General features: G+C 68.1%; 18 protein-coding genes. 4 read left to right on the top strand and 14 right to left on the bottom strand.

Going from position 1 to position 18,278, the window contains the following annotated elements:
* The coding region (locus ACFDR9_RS01335; RefSeq protein ID WP_409029817.1) for a transposase DNA-binding-containing protein at positions 1–477 on the bottom strand (477 nt) is incomplete at its 3' end.
* Between the two features lie 84 nt (positions 478–561).
* A complete protein-coding gene (locus ACFDR9_RS01330; RefSeq protein WP_409029808.1) occupies positions 562–1,209 on the bottom strand; it encodes a class I SAM-dependent methyltransferase in 648 nt (215 codons plus the stop codon).
* A 276-nt stretch (positions 1,210–1,485) separates the two neighbouring features.
* Here ACFDR9_RS01330 and ACFDR9_RS01325 point away from each other — a divergent pair, with 276 nt between their 5' ends.
* Positions 1,486–3,048 carry a methyl-accepting chemotaxis protein gene (locus tag ACFDR9_RS01325; RefSeq protein ID WP_409029807.1) on the top strand — a complete coding sequence of 521 codons (1,563 nt, stop codon included), beginning with the start codon at positions 1,486–1,488 and terminating at the stop codon, positions 3,046–3,048.
* 101 nt (positions 3,049–3,149) lie between these two features.
* Here ACFDR9_RS01325 and ACFDR9_RS01320 read toward each other — a convergent pair whose 3' ends face one another.
* From ACFDR9_RS01320 to wrbA, 7 genes are read right to left on the bottom strand one after another with little or no spacing between them, the layout of a single operon-like run.
* Positions 3,150–5,012 (bottom strand): ABC transporter transmembrane domain-containing protein, encoded by a 1,863-nt coding sequence (locus ACFDR9_RS01320; RefSeq protein ID WP_409029806.1) that lies wholly within the window; start codon positions 5,010–5,012, stop codon positions 3,150–3,152.
* 29 nt (positions 5,013–5,041) lie between these two features.
* Positions 5,042–6,118 carry a lipocalin-like domain-containing protein gene (locus ACFDR9_RS01315; RefSeq protein WP_409029805.1) on the bottom strand — a complete coding sequence of 359 codons (1,077 nt, stop codon included), beginning with the start codon at positions 6,116–6,118 and terminating at the stop codon, positions 5,042–5,044.
* Positions 6,118–8,679 (bottom strand): FtsX-like permease family protein, encoded by a 2,562-nt coding sequence (locus ACFDR9_RS01310; RefSeq protein ID WP_409029816.1) that lies wholly within the window; start codon positions 8,677–8,679, stop codon positions 6,118–6,120. The genes ACFDR9_RS01315 and ACFDR9_RS01310 overlap by 1 nt, the downstream gene beginning before the upstream one ends.
* On the bottom strand, positions 8,676–9,113 hold the full coding sequence (locus ACFDR9_RS01305) for a DUF4124 domain-containing protein (RefSeq protein WP_409029804.1): 438 nt from the start codon (positions 9,111–9,113) through the stop codon (positions 8,676–8,678). The genes ACFDR9_RS01310 and ACFDR9_RS01305 overlap by 4 nt, the downstream gene beginning before the upstream one ends.
* A complete protein-coding gene (locus ACFDR9_RS01300) occupies positions 9,110–10,528 on the bottom strand; it encodes an FAD-binding oxidoreductase (RefSeq protein WP_409029803.1) in 1,419 nt (472 codons plus the stop codon). The genes ACFDR9_RS01305 and ACFDR9_RS01300 overlap by 4 nt, the downstream gene beginning before the upstream one ends.
* Positions 10,525–10,926 carry a DUF2069 domain-containing protein gene (locus ACFDR9_RS01295; RefSeq protein ID WP_409029815.1) on the bottom strand — a complete coding sequence of 134 codons (402 nt, stop codon included), beginning with the start codon at positions 10,924–10,926 and terminating at the stop codon, positions 10,525–10,527. Before ACFDR9_RS01295 ends, ACFDR9_RS01300 begins: the two co-directional genes overlap by 4 nt.
* Positions 10,926–11,534, bottom strand: coding sequence for an NAD(P)H:quinone oxidoreductase (gene wrbA, locus ACFDR9_RS01290; protein WP_026132668.1), 609 nt, complete (start codon positions 11,532–11,534; stop codon positions 10,926–10,928). Before wrbA ends, ACFDR9_RS01295 begins: the two co-directional genes overlap by 1 nt.
* A gap of 68 nt (positions 11,535–11,602) precedes the next feature.
* Between wrbA and ACFDR9_RS01285 the strand changes: the two genes are divergently transcribed.
* Positions 11,603–12,973, top strand: a complete 1,371-nt coding sequence (locus tag ACFDR9_RS01285; protein ID WP_409029802.1) for a YihY family inner membrane protein — start codon at positions 11,603–11,605, stop codon at positions 12,971–12,973.
* A gap of 75 nt (positions 12,974–13,048) precedes the next feature.
* Here ACFDR9_RS01285 and ACFDR9_RS01280 read toward each other — a convergent pair whose 3' ends face one another.
* Positions 13,049–13,864: an alpha/beta fold hydrolase gene (locus tag ACFDR9_RS01280; RefSeq protein ID WP_409029801.1), complete on the bottom strand. Its 816-nt coding sequence runs from the start codon at positions 13,862–13,864 to the stop codon at positions 13,049–13,051.
* Position 13,865: 1 nt separating this feature from the next.
* Complete coding sequence (locus ACFDR9_RS01275; RefSeq protein WP_409029800.1) at positions 13,866–15,176, bottom strand: O-acetylhomoserine aminocarboxypropyltransferase; 1,311 nt, start codon at positions 15,174–15,176, stop codon at positions 13,866–13,868.
* Between the two features lie 184 nt (positions 15,177–15,360).
* Between ACFDR9_RS01275 and ACFDR9_RS01270 the strand changes: the two genes are divergently transcribed.
* Positions 15,361–15,807 (top strand): CBS domain-containing protein, encoded by a 447-nt coding sequence (locus ACFDR9_RS01270; RefSeq protein WP_026132667.1) that lies wholly within the window; start codon positions 15,361–15,363, stop codon positions 15,805–15,807.
* A 152-nt stretch (positions 15,808–15,959) separates the two neighbouring features.
* Here ACFDR9_RS01270 and ACFDR9_RS01265 read toward each other — a convergent pair whose 3' ends face one another.
* From ACFDR9_RS01265 to ACFDR9_RS01255, 3 genes are read right to left on the bottom strand one after another with little or no spacing between them, the layout of a single operon-like run.
* Positions 15,960–16,550 carry a DUF4865 family protein gene (locus tag ACFDR9_RS01265; RefSeq protein WP_409029799.1) on the bottom strand — a complete coding sequence of 197 codons (591 nt, stop codon included), beginning with the start codon at positions 16,548–16,550 and terminating at the stop codon, positions 15,960–15,962.
* Positions 16,547–16,948 (bottom strand): tautomerase family protein, encoded by a 402-nt coding sequence (locus ACFDR9_RS01260; RefSeq protein WP_409029798.1) that lies wholly within the window; start codon positions 16,946–16,948, stop codon positions 16,547–16,549. The genes ACFDR9_RS01265 and ACFDR9_RS01260 overlap by 4 nt, the downstream gene beginning before the upstream one ends.
* The gene (locus tag ACFDR9_RS01255) at positions 16,939–17,280 is read right to left on the bottom strand and encodes a carboxymuconolactone decarboxylase family protein (RefSeq protein WP_409029797.1); all 342 of its coding nucleotides are present in this window, start codon (positions 17,278–17,280) and stop codon (positions 16,939–16,941) included. Before ACFDR9_RS01255 ends, ACFDR9_RS01260 begins: the two co-directional genes overlap by 10 nt.
* Before the next feature lie 133 nt (positions 17,281–17,413).
* Here ACFDR9_RS01255 and ACFDR9_RS01250 point away from each other — a divergent pair, with 133 nt between their 5' ends.
* Positions 17,414–18,277, top strand: coding sequence for a LysR substrate-binding domain-containing protein (locus ACFDR9_RS01250; RefSeq protein WP_409029796.1), 864 nt, complete (start codon positions 17,414–17,416; stop codon positions 18,275–18,277).
* Position 18,278 lies beyond the last annotated feature (1 nt).

Here is an 18,278-nt window from a genome sequence, read left to right as displayed (position 1 = left end):
GCGCAGGCTTTCCTTCGGCCCGCCGCGCGCACCGGTCTTGTCCTTCTTTTCACGCGCCCACATCCACGCGTCGACGATGCCCAGCGGCTCGCGCGAGGGCGTGACCGCATACGTCGGGTGCAGGTACATGCCGCGCTGGGCTTCATAGCTCAAGGGACCGAGGCCGAACGCGCCTTGGCCATTGAAATCGAGTTCGGTCGTGTCCTGCAAGCACAGCACCACCGGCAGCGCGGCCATGCGTTGCTGTGTCTGCTGCCAATGCGGCGCCATAATCGCCTGCCAGTCCACGCTGTCGTTGTCGAAGAAGCGGTAGGCCGCTATCGTCTCGCCCCAGCCTTGGCAGGCCTTCGGCACGCTCGCCGTCGGGTCAGCCGCAAATCGTTCCATCAAGATCCTCGCTCGTTTGTTCAGGCGCGCATCGCCCAAGTCGAGTTGTTCAAATTCCGTCTCGGTCCAAGGTGCTGATGCTGTCGCCAATTCGTCCACGCAAAAGACGAGAGTAAACCTGAATAATGGCAAGTTTACAAGGGGCGCGTTAGTTTATTGAATGTAAACGTGTTTTCAAACCGGCTGGGCGTTGGTCCGGACTTGTGTATAACGAGGTGCCTTGAATCCCAGCGCGGCAAGTTGGATGCCGACCAGGTCGGTATTGGCCATGCAAAACGGATTGGGCAAATCCTTTGGCGGCGGCAGATTTAATTCGCGGAAAAAGAAACCGACCGCCATGCTGATCGTAAGGGCTTGGTCCGGCGTGTCCCACACGGAAAAGGCGAGCACGCCGCCGCTCTTGAGGGCGGCGTAACTGGTCTTGAACACTTCCTGATAATCCGGCATGAACATGAAGCCGAACCGGCTCAATATCGCGTCGCAGGAAACGCCGATATCATAGGCGGCGGCGTCGATAGCCAGGCATTGCACATTGGCGCTTGCCGATCCGCGCATTTTTGCCTGCGCGATCATATCCTCGGCAATGTCGATACCGACCACTTTGCCCTTGGCGCCGACGATTTTCCCGGCGCTCAGCGCGGGTTCGCCGATGCCACAGGCGATATCGAGAACCTGGTCGCCCGGCTTCAAACCGGCCATGTCGAACAGCGCCTTGCTCACCGGCGCTGCGCCGAGTTCGAACACGTCGCCCCATTCGCCCCAGGCATTCGCCAAACCATTCCAGTTTTTGCGCTGTTCTTGCTTGATGACTATCGAATCCATACATCTCCCGTTGTGGTGGCCGGCTCAACCGCTTGAAGCGCCCGAAGTTTTTCATGCGATAACATTTATGTCAATATTTTTGTTGTTGTAACTCATGGTGTCGCGGCGCGCAAGCGGCAGGACATGAGATATCGAAATTGATATTGCTACCCGTCAATATTTAATTGGATAGATATCGGCATCGGTTCTAACATGGGCCACCGCGCGGCCGGGTGCGCGCGCGCCCGGGAAATGGCATGTGGATGGCAAAAAAATAGAATGGAGATGGCGAAAAAAATGAACTTCAATAACCTGAAAATCGGCCGGCGCCTTGCTTTGAGCTTCGGCGCGATCCTTGCGCTGCTGCTGATCCTGGCCGGCGTGGCCTACAGCCGGGTCAGCGCGCTGGGCGACGAGATCCGTCTGATGAACGAGGACAGCTATCCGAAAACCGTGCTGCTGCACGCCATCAAGGACGAGGTCAACGAAACCATGATGGATATGCGCAACATCTTTGTGACGGTGGAAGCGGACCTGATCAAGCAGGCCTTCGCCAATATCGACGCCAGCGGGCGCCGCAGCGCCGCCTTGATCGCCAAGCTGGAGCGGATGCCGGCGTCGGCGGCCGGACGCGAGCGCATCGGCCAGCTCAAGACCGCGCGCGCGCAATTCGACGGCGCCAAGCAAGGGGTCATCGCGTTGGTCGGCGGCGAGCGCAAATACGAGGCGAAAGTGATGTTGTTCAAGGAGTTGCTGCCGCGCCAGCGCGCCTATTTCGCCGCGCTCGAGCAGTTGATCAGCTACCAGACCGGTCTGATGGAGTCGTCCGGCAAGGCGTCGGCGGCACAGGCGGACCAGACCCGGCGCATTGTGTTGTTGCTGTCGGCGGCGGCGGCGCTGGGCGGTGCGGCGCTGGCCTTGCACGCCAGCGGCAGCATCACGCGGCCGCTGCGCCAGGCGCTGGGCGTGGCGCGCCAGGTGGCCGGCGGCGACCTTCGCTGCGCCGCGGCGAGCGGCAGCCGCGACGAGACCGGCCAGTTGCTGCAGGCCTTGAACACGATGAGCGGCAGCCTGCAGGAAATCGTCGGCCAGGTGCGCGGCGGCACCGACACCATCGCCGAGGCCACGCGCCGCATCGCCAGCGGCAACGCCGACCTGTCCGCCCGCACCGAGCGGCAGGCCGGCGCGCTGCGCGACACCGTGCGCTCGATGGCGCAACTGACCGGCACCGTTAAACAAAACGCCGACCACGCGCGCCAGGCCAACCAGATGGCCGCGTCGGCGTCGGCGGTGGCGGTACAGGGCGGCGCCGTGGTGGCGCAGGTGGTGGGGACGATGGGCGCGATCAATGCCTCGTCGCGCAAGATCGTCGACATTATCGGCGTCATCGACGGCATCGCCTTCCAAACCAACATCCTGGCGCTGAACGCCGCCGTCGAGGCGGCGCGCGCGGGCGAGCAGGGCCGCGGCTTCGCTGTGGTGGCCAGCGAAGTGCGCAATCTGGCGCAGCGCTCGGCCGGCGCCGCGCGCGAAGTCAAGGCCTTGATCGACGACTCGGTCGCGCAGGTGGATGCCGGCAGCAAACTGGTGGGCCAGGCCGGCGCGACGATGGACCAGATCGTCGCCAGCGTGCAGCGGGTAACCGGCATCATGGGCGAGATCAGCTCGGCCAGCCGCGCGCAGGAGAGCGGCATCGAGGAGATCAACGCGGCGCTGGCGGAGATGGACAAGGTAACGCGGCAGAACGCGGCGCTGGTGGAGCAGGCCGCGGTCGGCGCCGAGTCGCTGCAGGAGCAGGCGGCGGGATTGGCGCAAGTGGTCAGCCGCTTCAAGCTCGAAGGCGCCGTGGCGCTGAGCTGAGCGCGCACCCCCGGGGTCAGACCCTCGGCGCCATGGCGAGAAGCTGTGACCCCGGCTACTTGCCGCTGCTTGATTTGCGGCCTTGCCGGCCCGCTGGTGTTTTATGCGCTGAGCGGCGCCGCGTGCGTCACGTACACGCTGTGGAACTGCAGCGCCGCCAGGTTGGCGTAGATGCCGCCCAGCGCCACCAGCGACGAGTGGGTGCCGGTTTCGACGATCCGGCCGTCTTCCATGACGATGATGCGGTCGGCGCGCTGCACCGTCGCCAGACGGTGCGCGATGATGACGGTGGTGCGGCCGACCATCGCCGCCTCCAGCGCCGTTTGCACCAGGCGCTCCGATTCGGCGTCCAGCGCGCTGGTCGCTTCGTCGAGCAGCAGCAGCGGCGGGTTCTTCAGCAAGGCGCGGGCAATCGCGATGCGTTGCCGCTGGCCGCCCGACAGGCGCACGCCGCGCTCGCCGAGGAAGGACTTGTAACCCTGCGGCAGTTTCTCGATAAATTCGTGGGCGGCGGCCAGCTTGGCGGCGTGGACCACTTCCTCGTCGCTGGCGCCGGCGCGGCCGTAGCGAATGTTTTCCATCGCGTCGGCCGAGAAGATCACGGTATCCTGCGGCACGATGCCGATGGCGTCGCGCAGCGTGTGCAATTCCAGCTGTGTGATGTCGACGCCGTCGAGCTTGATGCTGCCGTGCTGCGGATCGTAGAAGCGCAGGAACAGCTGGAACAGCGTGGTCTTGCCGGCGCCCGACGGGCCCACCACGGCGATCGTTTCACCGGCCTTGATGTCCAGGTTCAGGTGCGCCAGCGCGGCCGTGTCCGGGCGCGACGGGTAGGAGAAGGAGATGTCCGACAGGCTCAGCGCGGCGCCGTTGGCGGCCCGCGGCGGCAGCGCCAGCGGCTGCGCCGGCGACTGGATTTCCGACTTCACGCTGATCAGCTCCAGCAGGCGCTCGGTGGCGCCGGCGGCGCGCTGCGCCTCGCCCATCACTTCCGACAGCGCGCCGATGGCGCCGGCGACGATCGAGGCGTACAGGATGAACTGGCCGAGGTCGCCGCCCGTCATGCTGCCTTCGATAACCGCGTGCGCACCCAGCCACAGCACGAACACGATGGTGCCGAACACCAGCAGGATGGCGATGACGGTCAGCAGCGCGCGCGCGCGGATGCGCCGCATCGCGGTCTGGAAAGCGCCCTCGACCGAGGCGCCGAAGCGCGCCGATTCGATTTTTTCGTGCGTGAACGCCTGCACCGTCGGCATCGCGTTGAGGATTTCGCCGGCCATCGCCGAGGCGTCGGCGATGCGGTCCTGCGAGTCGCGCGAGAGTTTGCGCACGCGCCGCCCGAACACCACGATCGGCACCACCACCAGCACCAGCAGGCCGATGATGATGGACGACAGTTTCGGGCTGGTGACGAACAGCATCGCCAGGCCGCCGATGAACAGCAGCACGTTACGCAGCGCCATCGAGATGCTGGTGCCGACGACGGCCTGGATCAGGGTGGTGTCGGTGGTGATGCGCGACAGCACCTCGCCGGTTTGCGTGGTCTCGAAAAACTCCGGGCTTTGCGTGACGACGTGGCTGTAGACGGCGCTGCGGATGTCGGCGGTGACGCGCTCGCCAAGCCAGGACACCGTGTAGAAGCGCGCCGCCGTCGCCAGCGCCAGCACCGAGGCGACGCCGAACAGCGCCAGGAACACCAGGTCGACGTGTTCGATGCTCTTGCCGCCGGACGGGCCGCCGAAGCCCAGGTCGATCATCTGCTTGAACGCCGCCGGGATCGCCAGCGTCGAGGCGGCCGCCACCACCAGCGCAACGCCGGCCAGGGCGAACTGCTTGCGGTACGGGCGCAGGAAGGGCAGCAGGCCCTTGAACGCGGCCAGGCTGCCTTTTTTCAGTTCCCTGGTGTCGCCGGGGGCGGCCGCGGACGGCGTCAATGTGGTGCTGGCGGTGCTATTGGTCATTGTGTTGGCAGTGTTATTAGTAAGCGTGTTCATAGTTTCATCGGCCGGTCGTAACCGGTCATTTCCAAATAGGCGCGTCCGGCCGGCGCGCCGTCGCGGCTGATCGTCACCGCGCCTTCCCAGTACACGGCGCCGGTCGAGCGCCGCGAATCGAGTTCCTGATCATCCTGCAAGGGTGTGATCTGCCAGGTCGTGCCGCCGGTGGTGAGCTGGGTGGCGACCGGGTACTGGGCGTTCGTGCGCGGCGAACGCCATAGCCTTCGCGGGGCGAAACTGACCTGCTCCGGCGCGAACTGCGTCATCTTACCGGATGCGTCGCGCAAAGTCGCGTGGGCCCACAGTTTAGCACCTGTGCGGCCGCGTATCTGGAACGCCATCAGGGCGCCGCCGCCGTCGAGGTTGGCGCCGACCCAGTCCCAACCGCTGGCGTCCGGGTCGAGCGCCTGGCTGGACCATTCGTGGTCGAGCCAGGTAACGCCGCTGACGGTCTGCGGCGCGGCGCCGGCGCGCGTGACGCTGCCGCTGGTGCGCAGCTGCGGCTCGCTGTAGTAATAGCTGGCCTGGGCCGCGTGCGGCCCCTTGCGCGAGTAGCCGCGCTGGCCCTGCGCCAGCACTGGCTGGCTGGGCGCCAGCCGCAGTTGCAGGTTGAATTCGCGCGCCGCCACCGTGATCTGGTAACTGCCGTCGGCCGCCCGCGTCATGCGCCAGCCGTCCAGCTTGACGTCGGTGTCGCCGACCTTGGCGTAGGCCAGGCCGAAGCCTTCGCGCGCGCTTTTCTGGTCGTGCAAGAGCTTGCCGACGGACGGATCGGACAGCGCGACGTGGCCAATGATCAGCTGCTGGGGCGCGAAGGCGCTGGGGTTGGCGCGGTCGTGTTCGGTCGCGCTGCGGAAAAACGTCACCTGGTAGCCGAGCTGCTTGCCGGCCGCCGTCGTCAGCCAGCCGGTGGCGTACCACCATTCGGTCTTGTAGTCGGGGTGGGCGCCGAAGTCGGCCGGCAGGCGCAGCGACTGGCCGGGCGCCAGCGGCGTCACCGGCGCGAACGCCGGCGCCGCCGCCAGCGCCAGCTGGGCGAGCAACAGCAACAAGGCCAGCAGCGCGCGCATCACCAGTCCTCCCGCACGGCGCGGATCGGCCCGCCCGACAGCGCGTAGCGGCCGGCCAGCAACGCCGTCAGCGTGGCGGCGGCCAGCAGCGCGGCGGCGACGGCGGCCAGCAGCCGCCACGGCAGGTGCAACTGCATGGTCCAGTGGAAGGACTGCGGGTTGACGATGAAGACCAGGACCAGGCTGATGACCAGGCCCAGCGCGAAGCCGGTGAGGATGCCGAGCGCGGTCAGGCCGCCGCCCTCCAGCGCCAGGATCGCCAGGATCTGCCGGCGCGTCACGCCGATGTGGCGCAGCATGCCGAATTCCTTGGCGCGCGCCAGCGTCTGCGCCGAGAACGTCGCGGCCACGCCGAACAGGCCGATCAGGATGGCGATCGCCTCCAGCACGTAGGTGACGGCGAAACTGCGGTCGAATATTTGCATGCTCAATTCCCTCAAGTCGGACGGCGCGGCGAATTCCAGCAGCGCGCCGAACGGCAGTTGCTTGATGCGCCCTTGCAGCTGGGCGGCGCTGGTGCCCGGCGCCAGCCAGATGGCGGCGTCGTTGGCGTCGCGGTCGCCGGTGAGCGCGCGGTAGTCGGCCAGTTGGATCTGGATCGCGCCGAACTGGCGCGCGTAGTCGCGCCACACGCCGGCGATGAAGAAGGTGTGCAGCCGGCCGTTCAGCGGCAGCGCGACGCTGTCGCCGGGGGCGTGGCCGTACAGGTCGGCGGCCGCCTCCGAGACCCAGGCCGGGCGCGCCCCCGCCGGCACCGGCAGCGAGGCGCCGACCAGGGCCAGGCTCTTGCCCGGATCGGCGGCGTCGATGTCGCGCGCCAGCAGCGCCACGCCGGGGCGCTCCGGCGCCAGCGTCACCGGGCGCGCGCGCTGGAACGCGATGTTGGCCACGCCGGGCAGGGCGGCGATGGCGGCCTGCTCCGGCGGCTTCAGCAGCGCCGTGCTGCCGTTCGAGGCGGTGCGCGCGTACAGGTCGGCCGGCAGGATTTGCACCAGCCAGTCGTCGACCGAGGCGCGGAAGCTCGACACCATGATCGCCATCGCCACCATCAGGCTAAAGCTCGACAGCACGCCGCCCAGCGCGATGCCGGCCTGGCCGGAGGCGTTCGCCAGGCGCGCCAGCGTCAGCGTCGGCAGCGCCGCGTTGGCGTGGCGCCCGGCCAGCCAGGCCCGGTTGGCCAGGCGGAACACGGCCGACGCCAGTTGCGGCATCAGGCTGATGGCGCCCACCAGCAGCAGCGCGATGGACAGGTAGCCGAACAGCGGCAATTCGAACACTGGCGGCGCGCGCGTGGCCAGCGCCGCCGCCAGCAGGCAGGCCAGCGCCGGCCAGATCTTGGCCAGCGGCGCCAGCGCGCCTTCCTCGGCGCCGGACTTGAGCGCGGCGGCCGGGGCGGCGCGGGCCGCCTCGTAGGCCGGTCCGGCGCAACCCAGCAGCGCCACGCCGACGCCGAGGCCGAAGTACACCAGCGCGGCCAGCGGCGCGAATTGCGCCTGCGGCCGCACGCCGGAAAAGTAGCCGGCGCCGAGGTCGCCGCCAAAGAAGTGCAGGGCGGTCGCCGCCAGCGCGTAGCCGCCGGCGATGCCCAGCAGCGAGCCGGCCACGCCCAGCGCCGCGCCTTCGAGCAGGATCTGGCGCAGCAGTTGGCCGCGCGCCATGCCGAGCACGCGCAGCAGCGCGAACTGGCTGCGCCGGCGTATCACCGACAGCGCCTGGGTCGAAAACACCAGGAAGGCGCCGGTAAACAGCGCCACCAGCGCCAGCACCGTCAGGTTGACGCGGTAGGCCCGGCTCATATTGTCGGTGCGGCTGTTCTGGTTCTCGTCGTTTGGCTGGCTGACCAGGAAGCGGCCCGGGAAGTCGCGTTCCAGTTGCTCCGCCAGCGCGGCCTGGAAGGCGTCGCGGTTGACGCCTTCGAGCAGCTTCAGGTCGACCCGCGACAACTGGCCGAGCTTGTTGAAGCGCCACTGCGCCGCGCCCAGGTCCATGACGCCGATGCGCTGGCCGACCCGCGCCCGTTGCAGCGAACCGGCCACGCGCAGCGCGACCGCGCGGGTGCCTTCCTGCAGCGCCAGCGTGGCGCCGGCGTCGAGCTTGAGCCAGGCCAGCGCCGCCGGCGACAGGAACAGCGCGTCGTCGGCCAGCGTGTCGAATACCTTGTCCGCCGCCGGCGCGCCGATCAGGTCGGGCGAAATAAAGCCGGCGCGCATGGCGTCGAGGCCGATGATTTTCAGCGAAGCGCGTTGCCGCGGCATGCTGGCGTCGAACTCCAGCACCGGCGAGGCCAGCGCCACGCCGGCGCGTTGCGCCAGGCGCGGGTAGATGGCCTCGTCGAACCAGGGTTCGCGCCCGGCCACCTGCACGTCGGCTTGGCCGGACAGGTTGCGCACCGCCGACGAGAATTCATTGAAGGCGGCGGCGTTGATCAGGTGGATCGCAAAACCCAGCGCGATACCGATGGCGATGGCGGTGACGGCGACGACGGCGCGCACCGGATGCGCGCGCCACTCGCCCAGCAGCAGCCAGCCGTACAAACGGCTCAGCGCCGGCCCGCGCGTCAAAGCGGGCACTCGACTGCCAGTTTCTCGTCGGCGCGGCGCGCCTTCAGCCTGGCCTTGTCGGCGTTCTGGTGGGACGCGGCGCGGACGTCTTCGGCGGCCCACTTGCGCTCCAGCTGCAGTCCGGTGCACTTTTTGCGGTGCGCCGCGCCGGCTTGGGCGGCGCGGGCCCGCGCGCGCTCGTCGCCGGCTTCGCGGCGCAGCCGGTCGCGCTCCATCTCGTCGGCGCCGCGCCGCTGGCGCGCCAGGTTGGCGGCGTCGGCGGCCGACTGCGCCGGCGCCGGCGGCACGCTCAGCTCCACCGACTGGCCGCTCGCGCAGGGCGTTTGCTGGTAGCTGGTGTGACCGTCGGCGCTGCATTTGTACAGCGTTTGCGCGGCGGCCGCGGCGCTCCACGCGGCGGCGGCCAGCAGCGCGGCGCCCAGCAGGGTCTTCACAGTACCTTCCCGGGATTCATGATGCCGAGCGGGTCGAGCGCGGCTTTGACTGCGCGCATCAGCTGCAATTCCAGCGGCGACTTGTAGCGCGCCAGCTCGTCGCGTTTGAGCGCGCCGATGCCGTGTTCGGCCGAGATCGAGCCGCCGTAGCTGTCGACGCTGTCGTGGACGATGCGGTTGATGGCGTCCTGGTGGGCCAGGAATTGCCGCTCGCCGGCGCCGGCCGGCGGCGCCACGTTGTAGTGCAGGTTGCCGTCGCCGAGGTGGCCGAAGCACACCAGTTGCGCGCCGGGGAAGGCCCGCTCCAGGCTTGCCGCGGTGCCGGCGATGAAGTCGGCGATGGCGGAAATGGGCAGCGAGACGTCGTGCTTGATGTTTTTGCCGGCCGCCGCCTGGGCCAGCGGAATATGCTCGCGCAACTGCCACAGTCCCTGCGATTGCGCCACCGACGTCGCCACCACGGCGTCCTCGACGACGTCGGCGTCGAGCGCGGCGGCGACGCTCGTTTCCAGCAGGGCGACCGCGTGCGCCTCCGATTCGCTGCTCGACAGTTCCAGCAGGACGTACTGCGCGTGGGCGCCGGCGAAGGGCCGCGGCAGTTGCGGGAAGTGCGCGGCGACCAGGTCCAGGCAGAAGCGCGACATCAGCTCGAAGCCGGTCAGGCTGGCGCCGCAATGGTCTTGCATCACACCCAGCAGGCGCAGCGCGTGCGCCGGCGAGGCCAGCGCCGCCAGCGCGGTGACGCGGGCCTTCGGCTGCGGATACAGCTTCAGCACGGCGCCGGTGATGACGCCCAGCGTGCCCTCGGCGCCGATGTACAAGTCGCGCAGGTCGTAGCCGGTGTTGTCCTTGCGCAGGCCGCGCAAGCCGCTCCACAGCTCGCCCTGCGGCGTTACCACCTCCAGGCCCAGGCACAGCTCGCGCGTGTTGCCGTAGCGTAGAACGGCGGTGCCGCCGGCGTTGGTCGACAGGTTGCCGCCGATGGTGCAACTGCCCTCGGCCGCCAGCGACAGCGGGAACAGGCAGCCGGCTAGCGCGGCGGCCTCCTGCACGTGCTGCAAAATGCAGCCGGCGTCGACCGTGATGGTGCGGTTGACCGGATCGACCGCGCGGATGCGGTTCAGCCGCGCCAGCGACAGCACCACGGCGGCGCCGCTGGCGTCGGGCACGCTGCCCAGCACCAGGCCGGTGTTGCCGCCTTGCGGCACCAGCGCCACGCGCCAGCGCGCGCAGGCGCGCACCAGCGCCGCCACCTGCTCCACCGTGGCCGGGCGCAATACCGCCTGCGCGCTGCCGGTGAAGCGGCCGCGCCAGTCGGCCAGGAAGGGCGCCATGGCGGCGGCCCCGGTCAGCACGTGGGCCTGGCCCAGCAGCTCGCGGCAATGGGCCAGGAAGGCCGGGTCGGCTTGGCTCATTTGGCGGGATTGACCTTGTCCAGCAATTCCTTGGCGATGCGCTTGGCGGCCTTCTTATACGGCCGCAGGTACAGCACCGCGCAGACGAAATAGACGCAGACGATGAACGCCTCGCCCCAGGCCATGAACTGCGACAGCGCCGCTTTGTCGCTGTAGCCGCGCACCACGCCCTCGGTGAAGTACAGCAGGATCACCATCGACGACCATTGCAGCGTGTAGACGTCGCGTCGCAGCACGCCGGCCAGCGGAATCAGCAGCGGCAGCGCCTTCAGCGCCAGCCACGAGCCGCCCGGGTGCAGCGGCGCGACCAGCATTTCCCACAGCAGGCACCAGACGATCAGCGTCATCAGGCTGCCGATCGCGCCCCAGTGGAAGTACTTGTGCATTGGCGTTTCCATCATGCCCCCCGCAATTTGCAGGCCGTGTCGGCCAGGCGCCGGCCGAGCGCGACGGCCAGGCGTTTCTCGTCGTCGGTGATGGCCTTGTCGCCGTCGACGCCGGACCAGTGGCTGGCGCCGTAGGGCGTGCCGCCGCTGGACGTGGTCATCAGCTCCGCGTTGGTGTAGGGCAGGCCGAGCACCACCAGGCCGTGGTGGAACAGCGGGATCATCATCGACAGCAGCGTCGATTCCTGGCCGCCGTGCAGGCTGCCGGTCGAGGTGAAGACGCAGGCCGGCTTGCCGGCCAGGGTGCCGCCGAGCCACTCGCTGGCGGTGCCGTCCCAGAAATACTTCATCGCCGCGGCCATGTTGCCGAAGCGGGTGGGCGAACCCAGCGCCAGGCCGGCGCAGTCGGCCAGGTCGGCCGCCTCGACGTAGGGCGCGCCCTCGGCGGCCAGCGCCGGCGCGGTGGCCTCGGCCACGCTGGAGACGGCCGGCACGGTGCGCAGGCGGGCGTCGCAACCGGGCACGCTCTCGACGCCCTGGGCGATCAGTTCGGCTAATTTGCGCGTCGCGCCATGGCGCGAGTAAAACAATACAAGAATAATCAGATTAGGTCGGTTCATGGTTGGTATTATAGGGCGCTTTGCGGGCTCGCATCGGCGCGAAACCGCCGCTTTCACCTATAGGTCACATGTTTTTAAAATATATACAGCCGTTTTTCCATTCCCTGTTCCACACCTGCCGCGGCGGCGTCGCCGTCGTGCAAGGCCTGTCCTGGTCCGAAGTGCGCGACCTGGGCCTGTTCGCGCGCCGCCGCCTGCGCGAGGAAAGCCTGCCGCAAGTGGCCGGCAGCCTGACCTTCGCCACCGTGTTCGCGCTGGTGCCGCTGCTGACCCTGGCGCTGGCGATCTTTACCACCTTCCCGCTGTTTAACACCTTCCGCGCCGCGCTGGAGCAGTACTTCGTCCAGAGCGTGATGCCGAAGGCGATTTCCAACACCATCCTGGGCTACCTGACGACGTTCTCGGCCAAGGCGACGCGCCTGTCGGCGTTCGGCGCGGTGGCCCTGATCCTGACGTCGATCGGCATGATGGGCTTGATCGAGCGCGTCTTCAACCGCATCTGGCGCGTCAAGCGCGAGCGCCGCTGGAGCAAGCGCCTGCTGGTGTACTGGGCCATCGTCACGCTCGGCCCGCTGCTGGTGGGCATCTCGCTGACGGTGACGTCGCAGGTGTTCATGGCCACCAGCGGCCTGGTCGGCGCCGTGCCCTTCCTCGGCGCGCTGTTCTACACGCTGGTGTCGGTGCTGCTGACCATGGGCGCGTTCACGCTGCTGTACCTCGCCGTGCCGAACCGCGACGTCGACTGGCGCGACGCCGCCTGGGGCGGGCTGGTGGCGGCGCTGGCGTTCGAAGTGGCCAAGCGCGGCTTCGGCGCCTTCATCCAGCAGTTCCCGACCTATTCGCGCATCTACGGCGCGCTGGCGGCGCTGCCGCTGTTCCTGGTGTGGATCTACCTGAGCTGGATGATCACGCTGGTCGGCGCGCTGCTGGTGGCGGCGCTGCCGGTGGTGAAATACGAGCGCTGGTGGCACGAGGCGGCGCCGGGCGGCGAGTTCGTCGACGCGATGGCGATCCTGAAGGTGCTGCACGCGGCTTGCCACAGCGGCGACACGGCGCTGGTCAGCGCCGGCGCCATCCGCGCCGGCACCCGGCTCGGTTTCGACGAGATGGAAACGCTGCTTGAACGGATGCTGGGGCAGGGCTGGGTTGGCCGCGTCAACGTCGAGGCCTCGGTGCGGGTGCAGTGGGGCAAGCACATCAGCGACGGCGCCGACCACTGGGTCTTGCTGGCCAATTTGAACCGGCTCTCGCTGGCCGACGTGTACCGGCTGTTCGTCTTCGGCGGCATGGCCGTCAACGCCGGCTACCCGGGGCTGACCAGCGAAGAGGGCGACCAGCAGGCCGCGCACGACGCCGCCGTGCTGGCGCGCCAGGTCGAGACGGCGGTGGAGGAGGGCTTGAACCAGCCGCTGGCGGAGTATTTCGGCGCCAGCCGTTGACGCCGACGAATCCCTTTGGCGCGCGCCTTGGGTCGGGTTAGCGCAGCGTCACCCGACATCACGCGGCGCCTCCGGCTACGCCGCCGCCGGCGCGCTGGCGAAGGCGAACAAGGCGTCCAGCACGGCGTCCGGCTGCTCGGCCATCAACTCGTGGCCGGCGTCGACCTGGACCACCTGGGCGTGGGCGATGGCGGTGGTCAGCAGCCGGGTCGATTTCGCCGGCGTCATCATGTCGCGCAGGCCGAAGATGAACAGCGTTGGACAGCGCACCGAAGCGGCCGCCGCTGTGCCGTTGGCGTAGCCGTTGCAAGCCGAAAAATCGGTATACAACACCCGCTCTGGATTGATCTGCGCGATGCGCTGCTTGAGCCGGCGCGCGCCGCCCATGGCATAAAAACCCGGCCCGGGAAACGACGGCTTTTGCGCGATCGACGAATGCGACCAGATGTTGACCATGTCGATGGCGCTCTGCTCGTCGCTGCGCGCCGCCTCCAGCAGCGCCTCCGACACCTTCATCGGGTAGGTCGAGCCGAGCAGCGCCAATTGGCTGACGCGGTCCGGCGCCGCGTGCGCGGTTTCCAGCGCGATCAGCGAGCCCATGCTGTGGCCGACCAGCAGCGCCCGCGCCACCGCGGCCGCGTCCAGCAGTTCCAGCAACCACTGCGACAGCGCCTCGACGCTGGCCTTGGCCGCGCCCTTGCTGCGGCCGTGCCCTGGCAGGTCGAGCGCCAGCACGTTGAAGCCGTGGTGGGCGAAATAGCGCGTCTGCAAAGCCCACACCGAATGGTCGTTTTGCGCGCCGTGGATGAACACCGCAGTCGGGCGGGCGGCGTCGAAGGCCTTGCCGCCGGTGTAGCAATAGGCGTCCACGCCCTGTACTTGTAGCAGCATCTCAGGCTCCCTTCTGTGACAGTTTCAGGCCGCGCGCCAAATCCTCGATCAAGTCGTCGGCGTCTTCCAGGCCGACCGACAGGCGCAGCGTGCCCTCGGTGATGCCGGACGCGGCCAGCTGCTCGGCCGGCACGCGGAAGTGCGTCGTCGAAGCCGGGTGTATCGCCAGCGACTTGGCGTCGCCGACATTGGCCAGGTGCGAGAAAATCTTCAGCGCGTCGACGAAGCGGCGCCCGGCGGCGCGGTCGCCCTTGATGTTGAAGGTGAAGACGGCGCCGCAGCCCTTCGGCAACAGCGTCTTGGCCAGCGCGTAGTCGGGGTGCGACTCCAGCTCGGGATACGAGACCGATTCAACGGCCGGATTCGATAGCAGGAACTCGACCACTTTGCGGGTGTTGGCGACGTGGCGGTCCATGCGCAGGCCCAGCGTTTCAATGCCCTGCAGGACGGCGAAGGCGTTGTGCGGGCTCATTGCCGCGCCGAAGTCGCGCAAACCCTCGCGGCGCGCGCGCAGCGCGAACGCGGCCACGCTCGACTCCTCGGCGAAGACCATGCCGTGGAAGCCGTCGTACGGCTCGCACAGCTCGCCGAAGCGACCGCTCTGGTCGTAGGCGGCCTGCCAGTCGAAGGTGCCGCCGTCGACCAGCAGGCCGCCGATGGCGGTGCCGTGCCCGCACAGGAACTTGGTGGCCGAGTGGAACACCAGGTCGGCGCCGTGCTCGAACGGGCGCAGCAGATATGGCGTGGTGAAGGTCGAGTCCAGCATCAGCGGCAGGTGGTTGTCGTGCGCCAGCGCCGCCACCGCTTCGATGTCGAGCACGTCCAGGCCGGGGTTGCCCAGCGTTTCGGCGAACAGCACCTTGGTGTTGGGGCGGATCGCCGCGCGCCACGCGTCGAGGTCGCGCGGCTTGACGAAGGTGGTCTCGATGCCGAAGCGCTTGAGCGTGTAGGCCAGCAGGTTGTGCGAGCCGCCGTACAGCGCGCGCGAGGCGACGATGTGCGAACCGGCGCCGGCGATGGTGGCCAGGCCCAGGTGCATGGCGGCCTGGCCGCTGGCGGTGGCGATGCCGGCCACGCCGCCTTCGAGCGCGGCGATGCGCTCTTCCAGCACCGCGTTGGTCGGGTTCGAGATGCGCGAATAGACGTGGCCGGCGCGCTCCATATTGAACAGCGAGGCGGCGTGGTCGGAGTCCTTGAAGGCGAACGAGGAGGTGAAATAAACCGGGGTGGCGCGGGCGCCGGTGGCCGGGTCGGGCGCCGCGCCGGCGTGCAGCGACAAGGTGTCAAAGCCAAGGTACTTCGGAGCGCTCATGGATGTCTCCAGCAAAAGTTGGAATGGCACGGATCGTACTCCGTTTTTGGCTTTTATATAAGTATTTTGCCGTGGCAGGCGCTTTGATAATACGCAATACTGGATTTTTCTCGGGGCATACGCTACATTCGTCAGGAAGGCTTACAATAACTAAAACCTTATTCACAGTGGACAGGCGGCCCAAATGAAAGTATCCGAAATTCTCCAAGTTAAAGGTAATATCCTTTACACAGTCACACCCGACCATCCCCTGCTGGACGCGGCCAACACGATGGCCGAAAAAGATATCGGTTCGCTCGTCGTCATGGAGTTCGGCGACCTGGTCGGCATGCTGACCTTCCGCGAAGTGCTCAAGGCGCTGCACCAAAACAAGGGCACCATCGGCGGCGGCACCGTGCGCAAGCACATGGACGACCACCCGATCACCGTCACGCCGGACACCGAAGTAAACGAAGTGCGCCGCATCATGCTGGAAAAGCACGCGCGCTATTTGCCGGTGATGAACGCGAAAACCCTGCTCGGCGTGATCTCCTTCTACGACGTCGCGCGGGCGATGCTGGAAGCGCAAAACTTCGAGAACAAAATGCTCAAGGCCTACATCCGCGATTGGCCGGAAGAGACCACCGACTGATTCGCGCGCCAGCGCAGCCAACGCAAAACGCCACCCGCCTAGGTGGCGTTTTGCATTGGCCCGCAGTTGGCCAAGATAAAATCCGCGGCGTCAAAAACGCGGCCGGACCCTCGGGGTCCGACCACAGCCCTTGCCCGCGGTTTGTCCTGAGGTCAGACCCCAGGATGTCGTGCCGCGCCTGAGTTGTTTGGCAGTGAAACGTGGCCGACCGCGTAGCGCTGCTCGCGGTCGCCGCCGGCGCCGCCGTCCGGTTCGCGCCACAGGCTAAAGCGCACCAGCGTCCACGTCCCCGGCTCGAAGCCGACCGCCACGGCCAGCGCGCCGTCCCGCTCGAACGATAGGCGCGCCGCCGCCGTTTCATCGGCGCGCAGGCGCTCCAGCGCGGTGTGCGGCGCAATCGCCAGCGTCTCGCGGGTGGCGTAGCGGGCCCGCGCCACGTCCGCGGCCTGCTCGGCGTGCCACACCGACCAGGTTTGCACCGCGGGCCAGCCGAACGCCTGCGACACGGCGACGAATCCGGGTCCGCACAGGAAGGCGCTCATCGCCTCGTTGTCGCGCCACAGGTAGAAGGGCGCGTACAGGTTGTCGGTTGGGCCGCCGCCGCGCTTGTTGGCGCTGAGGTAGGCTTTCAGCAGCAGGCCGGGGAACCCGTCGAGCAGGTGGCCCTTGCTGGCGACGCGCCGTTCGATCACGGCCATGTCGTAGTCGGCCGGCAGCACGAAGCTGTACTGCATGGCGATCATCGCGGCGCTCCCGGTGGCGCCAGTATGCCGGCGTTGCCACCGCCGAGCGACCATTCGTTCGACTCGCTGGTGGTGATGCTGACCATCACGTCCTCCGGCCGCATGCCGGGCGCCTCGGCCAGCAGTTCGACCAGCCGGCGGAAGAAGGCCGCCCGGGTGGCGTCGGAGCGCGGCCGTCCGGCCGAGATGGCGAACACGGTGAAGTCGTCCGAGCGCGGCCCGCCCATGTAGTGGCGGTCGAAGATCAGTTCGTTCGCTTCGTGCTGGTGGATGAGCTGGAAGCGGTCGTTGGGCGGTACCTCGAAGGCTTCCACCAATGCGCGGTCCAGGCTGTCCGAGAGCGCCTGCAGGTACGCCGGCGGCTTGCCCTTCAGGAGGGAGATGCGGGTCATTGGCATGATGCCGCTCCCGTGTCCGCCGCGCCGGCGTCGAGTTGCCGCAGCGCCGACACCGCCGACGCCGCCGTCGGCCAGCCGGAATAGAAGGCCAGATGGGTGATCAGTTCGCCGAGTTCGTCGCGCGTGACGCCGTTTTCCAGCGCCCGGCCCAAGTGGAAGGGCAGTTGCGCGCCGCGGTTCATGGCGACCAGGGCGGCGACCGTGACGACGCTGCGGTCGCGCTTGGACAGTCCGGGGCGCTCCCAGACGTCGCCGAAAAGGACCTCGTCGGTCAGCGCCGCCAGCTTGGGGGCGGTGTCGCCCATGCTCTGTTGCCCGATACCTGTGCTCATGTGTACTCTCCTTGTGCTTGCGGTCGGAATTGACACTTGCAGCATAGCGGCGTATCGTTATTCTGAAAATCGGGAATATATGAAGTATTGGTCCAAAAAAACGGGATGATATATGCGGCGAATATCGTTTGACATGGATGTGCTGCGCAGTTTCGTCACCGGCGTGGAGCTGGCCAGCTTTGCCAAGGCGGCGCAGCGGCTTGGGCGGTCCACGTCGGCGGTTAGCGCCCAGATGCAGAAGCTGGAAGAGCAGGTCGGCGCGCCGATCCTGCGCAAGGTCGGGCGCGGCATGCTGCCGACGGCCACCGGCGAGGCGCTGCTGGCTTACGCGCGCCGTTTGCTGGAGCTGAACGACGAGGCGGCCAGCGCCGTGCGCGGGGTGGAACTGGCCGGCAGCGTACGGCTGGGGATGCAGGAGGATTTTGGAGAGCGTATCCTGACCGATGTGCTGGGGCGTTTTGTGCGCGCCCATCCGAAGGTGCGGATAGAGGCGATGGTGGCGCGCAACACCGCCCTGCTCGAGCGCATGGCGGCCGGCCAGCTCGACCTGGCGTTGGCGTGGGATAGCGGCGTCGCCATGCCGCACTCGCAGCTGCTGGGGCGGGTGCCGATGCGCTGGATCGCCGCGGCCTCGGCCGAGCCGGTGGCGGGCGTCGATGGCGAGCCGCTGCCACTGGTGTTGTTCGAGTCGCCGTGCCTGATGCGCACGGCGGCGATCGAGGCGCTCGAGCGCGCCGGCATGCCGTGGCGGGTCGCCTTCAGCAGCCCGAGCCTGGGCGGCGTGTGGGCCGCCGTCGCGGCCGGGCTGGGCGTGACGGTGCGCACCGAAATCGGACTGCCGCCGGGCTTGCGCGCGCTCGGCCACGCGGCGGCGGGGCTGCCGCCGCTGCCGCGGGTCGACTTGGTTCTGCACCGCGCCGCGGCGCAGCCCGACCCGACCACGCAGCGCTTGCGCGACAGCGTGCTGCACGCCGTCGCGCCGTTGATACCCGTTTGAT

It is taken from the genome of Janthinobacterium sp. CG_23.3 (assembly GCF_046115965.1).
Taxonomy (GTDB): domain Bacteria; phylum Pseudomonadota; class Gammaproteobacteria; order Burkholderiales; family Burkholderiaceae_D; genus Janthinobacterium.
The sequence above is the reverse complement of the archived record's forward strand: the minus strand, read 5'-3'. Positions and strand labels throughout refer to the sequence as shown.

Bases quoted from the DNA above. Each gene is read 5' to 3' on its own strand.
- wrbA (WP_026132668.1), bottom strand. From the start codon at position 11,534: ATGAACCGACCTAATCTGATTATTCTTGTATTGTTTTACTCGCGCCAT.
- ACFDR9_RS01250 (WP_409029796.1), top strand. From the start codon at position 17,414: ATGGATGTGCTGCGCAGTTTCGTCACCGGCGTGGAGCTGGCCAGCTTT.
- ACFDR9_RS01280 (WP_409029801.1), bottom strand. From the start codon at position 13,864: ATGCTGCTACAAGTACAGGGCGTGGACGCCTATTGCTACACCGGCGGC.
- ACFDR9_RS01330 (WP_409029808.1), bottom strand. From the start codon at position 1,209: ATGGATTCGATAGTCATCAAGCAAGAACAGCGCAAAAACTGGAATGGT.
- ACFDR9_RS01270 (WP_026132667.1), top strand. From the start codon at position 15,361: ATGAAAGTATCCGAAATTCTCCAAGTTAAAGGTAATATCCTTTACACA.
- ACFDR9_RS01300 (WP_409029803.1), bottom strand. From the start codon at position 10,528: ATGAGCCAAGCCGACCCGGCCTTCCTGGCCCATTGCCGCGAGCTGCTG.
- ACFDR9_RS01295 (WP_409029815.1), bottom strand. From the start codon at position 10,926: ATGGAAACGCCAATGCACAAGTACTTCCACTGGGGCGCGATCGGCAGC.
- ACFDR9_RS01325 (WP_409029807.1), top strand. From the start codon at position 1,486: ATGAACTTCAATAACCTGAAAATCGGCCGGCGCCTTGCTTTGAGCTTC.
- ACFDR9_RS01265 (WP_409029799.1), bottom strand. From the start codon at position 16,550: ATGATCGCCATGCAGTACAGCTTCGTGCTGCCGGCCGACTACGACATG.
- ACFDR9_RS01275 (WP_409029800.1), bottom strand. From the start codon at position 15,176: ATGAGCGCTCCGAAGTACCTTGGCTTTGACACCTTGTCGCTGCACGCC.
- ACFDR9_RS01315 (WP_409029805.1), bottom strand. From the start codon at position 6,118: ATGCGCGCGCTGCTGGCCTTGTTGCTGTTGCTCGCCCAGCTGGCGCTG.
- ACFDR9_RS01260 (WP_409029798.1), bottom strand. From the start codon at position 16,948: ATGCCAATGACCCGCATCTCCCTCCTGAAGGGCAAGCCGCCGGCGTAC.
- ACFDR9_RS01320 (WP_409029806.1), bottom strand. From the start codon at position 5,012: ATGACCAATAGCACCGCCAGCACCACATTGACGCCGTCCGCGGCCGCC.
- ACFDR9_RS01255 (WP_409029797.1), bottom strand. From the start codon at position 17,280: ATGAGCACAGGTATCGGGCAACAGAGCATGGGCGACACCGCCCCCAAG.
- ACFDR9_RS01285 (WP_409029802.1), top strand. From the start codon at position 11,603: ATGTTTTTAAAATATATACAGCCGTTTTTCCATTCCCTGTTCCACACC.